The organism is Mesorhizobium sp. M7A.F.Ca.CA.002.05.1.1, from assembly GCF_003998335.1.
GTDB lineage: Bacteria > Pseudomonadota > Alphaproteobacteria > Rhizobiales > Rhizobiaceae > Mesorhizobium.
Map to the genome: position 1 here is coordinate 1 of NZ_RZQI01000941.1, position 2247 is coordinate 2247.

Sequence of the window (2247 nt, forward strand, 5' to 3'; positions counted from 1 at the left end):
TCTTCGAGCTCAACGGCCAGCCGCGTCGTGTCAAGGTGCCCGACCGGGCGCATGGCGCGTCCGCCGCCAAGGCCCGCCGCAAGGCCGAACCCGGCAACGAGGCGCATGTCGGCGCACCGATGCCGGGCGTCGTCTCGGCGCTTTCGGTGGCTGCCGGCCAGGCTGTGAAGGCCGGTGACGTGCTGCTTTCCATCGAAGCGATGAAGATGGAGACGGCGCTGCATGCCGAGCGCGACGGCACGGTCGCCGAGGTGCTGGTCAAGGCAGGCGACCAGATCGATGCCAAGGATCTGCTGATCGCTTTCAATTAGAGTTCGCAAAACGGACTGGCTGTCGGCTTCTGGCGGCAGCCCCTTGTGGCTTGGTCGATAACGGCTTGACCCGCCGCCGCCGGTCGGGCATCGAACCGGCTCAAATTTTGCCGCAGTCGTCCGCGAGTCGCGGAGCCGATGCTTTTGGAGAAAAATATGGCCGACGATATCACCGATACCAGCCAGACTGTTGCCGCCGGCCAGCTGCGTGCCTTCATCGAGCGCATAGAGCGGCTCGAGGAAGAGAAGAAGACGATTTCCGACGACATCAAGGAAGTGTTCGCCGAGGCCAAGGGCACCGGCTTCGACACCAAGGCGATGCGCACGATCATCCGGCTGCGCAAGAAGGACCAGGCCGAGCGTCAGGAAGAGGAAACCATCCTCGATCTGTACAAGGCCGCACTCGGTATGGTGTAGAGACTGTCTGGAAATTCTACTCTGGCGGCCATCTGTTGGCGTTTTCTGCGCTTCCGGTGCTCGCGTACTTTAAGTACGCTCCGCTCCGGTTCTCGAAACCACCACCATATGACTCGCCAGAGCGAATTTCGAAACAGTCTCGGGCCGAGCATGATGCCGAAGCGAGCATCGAGCCATGAGCGAATTCGACTTCGGCGCCCGCCGCGCCTCTGAATTCCGCCAGCGCGGCTTCTGGACGCTGTTCGCCGAGCGGCATCCCGAAGAAAGGGCTCTGATGGCGAGGCGCGGACCCTGGTTCTGGCAGCGCGGGCTGCCCGACTTCGCCTTGGTTCTTTCCATGTATGTCGCGCCGGCGCAGAGCCAGGTCGGCGTCTTCTTCGGTCGCAACGAGAAGTTCGGCGCCACGCAGGCGTGGTCGCGGTTGAAGCCATTCCAGCCCGATATCGAGGCCAGGCTGAAGCTCAGGCCGGAACAGAGTTGCGAGGGTCTTGGCATCAATTCGATGTGGCGGGTGAACTGCTATGCCGAGGACAACTGGCCAGCCATGGCCGACTGGCTGGTGACCGAATGCTCGCGTATCGAGCGCGCGGTAACCGAAGTCCTGGGGCAGGGATAGACATCCGGTGTTGCCAGAAGGTATCGGCTCCTTTTTCCGCTCACGCTGGCAAGGCCAGGTGCCGCTCGACCGGCTGTTCTGGCGCGACCTTGTCCTCGTCGGCACCGCGGTCAGCATCGCCGCATCGGTGCTGGCGCTCGTTCTGCTCGGATTGAAGTTGCCGCTCGGGCTTGTGCTGGCAGTGCATTTCGCGTCGGTGCCCTACAGCCTGTTCCTAACCTTGGCGGTGTGGCGGACCACCGAAAAGATACCCGGTGCCAAGGCCTGGATGATGACGCTGGGCGCTACGCTGTGGCTGGTGGCGATGATCGTGGTCTGATCGTCTGCCCAGAGGGGGGCAACGGATACTTAAACGAAAAGGGCGACAGATGCCGCCCTTTCATAATAGTGTCGAACCCGGATGGCTCAGGCCGAAGGCTCGAATTTCAGCGCCACCCCGTTGATGCAATAGCGCAGGCCGGTCGGCGGCGGGCCGTCCTCGAAGACATGGCCGAGATGGCTGCCGCAGCGGGCGCAATGACATTCGGTGCGAACCATGCCGTAGCTGCGGTCGACGGTGTTTTCGACCGAGCCCGGCACCGGGTCGTTGAAGCTCGGCCAGCCGGTGCCGCTCTCGAACTTCAGCTTGGATTCGAACAAGGGCTGGTCGCAGCCGGCGCAGGAAAAGGTGCCGGCGCGCTTCTCGTAGAGCAAGGCGCAGCTTCCCGGCCGTTCGGTGCCGTGACCGCGCATGACGGCATACTGCTCCGGCGTCAGCCGGGCGCGCCATTCGGCGTCGGTGCGAGTTACAGGGTAGGTATGGGTGTCCATGTGATCTCCTCAGCCTTGCCGGCTCGTTGTTGATTGCAACCGGATATTCGCGTCAAGATAGGCATTTGTTACACGACTGCCCAGTGTCTGACG

At 62.8% G+C, this 2247-nt stretch carries 5 protein-coding genes; 4 read left to right on the forward strand and 1 reads right to left on the reverse strand.

The features are described from left to right. The 4 genes from EN939_RS30810 to EN939_RS30825 all read left to right on the forward strand — a co-directional run. A partial coding sequence (locus tag EN939_RS30810; protein ID WP_127271412.1) for a biotin/lipoyl-containing protein occupies positions 1 to 311 on the forward strand: 311 nt, incomplete at its 5' end. Positions 312 to 467: 156 nt separating this feature from the next. Next, the gene (locus EN939_RS30815; RefSeq protein WP_013529099.1) at positions 468 to 728 is read left to right on the forward strand and encodes a DUF2312 domain-containing protein; all 261 of its coding nucleotides are present in this window, start codon (positions 468 to 470) and stop codon (positions 726 to 728) included. A 175-nt stretch (positions 729 to 903) separates the two neighbouring features. Further along, positions 904 to 1344 carry a hypothetical protein gene (locus EN939_RS30820; RefSeq protein WP_127270381.1) on the forward strand — a complete coding sequence of 147 codons (441 nt, stop codon included), beginning with the start codon at positions 904 to 906 and terminating at the stop codon, positions 1342 to 1344. A 7-nt stretch (positions 1345 to 1351) separates the two neighbouring features. Beyond that, positions 1352 to 1663 (forward strand): hypothetical protein, encoded by a 312-nt coding sequence (locus tag EN939_RS30825; RefSeq protein ID WP_127270382.1) that lies wholly within the window; start codon positions 1352 to 1354, stop codon positions 1661 to 1663. Positions 1664 to 1749: 86 nt separating this feature from the next. Here the strand turns inward: EN939_RS30825 and msrB are convergent, their stop codons facing one another. Continuing rightward, positions 1750 to 2154 (reverse strand): peptide-methionine (R)-S-oxide reductase MsrB, encoded by a 405-nt coding sequence (gene msrB, locus EN939_RS30830; protein ID WP_127270383.1) that lies wholly within the window; start codon positions 2152 to 2154, stop codon positions 1750 to 1752. Positions 2155 to 2247: the final 93 nt, after the last annotated feature.

Bases quoted from the DNA above. Each gene is read 5' to 3' on its own strand.
- EN939_RS30815 (WP_013529099.1), top strand. From the start codon at position 468: ATGGCCGACGATATCACCGATACCAGCCAGACTGTTGCCGCCGGCCAG.
- EN939_RS30820 (WP_127270381.1), top strand. From the start codon at position 904: ATGAGCGAATTCGACTTCGGCGCCCGCCGCGCCTCTGAATTCCGCCAG.
- msrB (WP_127270383.1), bottom strand. From the start codon at position 2,154: ATGGACACCCATACCTACCCTGTAACTCGCACCGACGCCGAATGGCGC.